We start from the raw sequence: 814 nt of genomic DNA on the forward strand, positions 1-814 counted from the left end.
GCTTTACTGCAGGAACTTTTGCCTCCAGCAAAGACCTTTCCGTTGCCGGTAAGGGTTTTAAAATTTCACGGATAAAATATCTTGCTCCAATATTGTACGATGCAGATAAATCACAATTATATCTCTTTCCATTCTGAAAGGTACACAGACGGTGATCCTGTATATCACGGTCAATTTTTCCAGATCCGTCAAACGCAAGCCTGCTCGTGTTCCATGCACAGATTCGGGAAATTCGGATTTCTTTTCTATGTGCCTGCTGTCCGCATCGTTTCTGGATATCCCGTTTTCTCCACAGCTGCAGTTTCTGCTTTTTCTTCCCGGAAAGTTTTCCTTTCATCTCCAGATATTCGAAAACAATCACATCTGCCCTATTTTCTGATGCATAGAAAACGATTTCCCTGGCAATCTTTTTACCAAGTTCTGTATTCAGACGTTTTGCATATGCCCATCTTCCCTGCACCTGGCGGGATCCATGCTCTCTCTGAAATCTTCGGATCCGTCCCAGCACACGGTACATCCGGTCTTTGTCACTGGGAAAGTTAATAAACTTTCTTCCCAGGATAGTTCCGTCTGGACGCATGATGGTACAGACTGCATCCGTATTGATGCCGAGATCCACACTGCAGATCGTTTGTTCTTTGACGGGTGTCCGGTTTAAAGCTACCTCTTCCGCATACGTAAAACGCAGAAAATATTTGTCGTGCTTTTTCTCCAACATTGGTACCGAAGCTTTTTTGCCCGACCAGTGTTTTCTTAAATATTCCATATCCGTATGTTTCAGCCGCACAGCAAACCATTTCCAGTCATGGCCATC

The 814-nt window shown here is 44.2% G+C and carries 1 pseudogene; it reads right to left on the reverse strand.

What is annotated here, in order from left to right:
• Positions 1 to 814, reverse strand: a pseudogene (locus DWX26_RS17090) (IS200/IS605 family accessory protein TnpB-related protein); the annotation flags it as partial.

Source organism: Blautia sp. AF19-1 (genome assembly GCF_003479155.1).
Lineage (GTDB): Bacteria > Bacillota > Clostridia > Lachnospirales > Lachnospiraceae > Fusicatenibacter > Fusicatenibacter saccharivorans.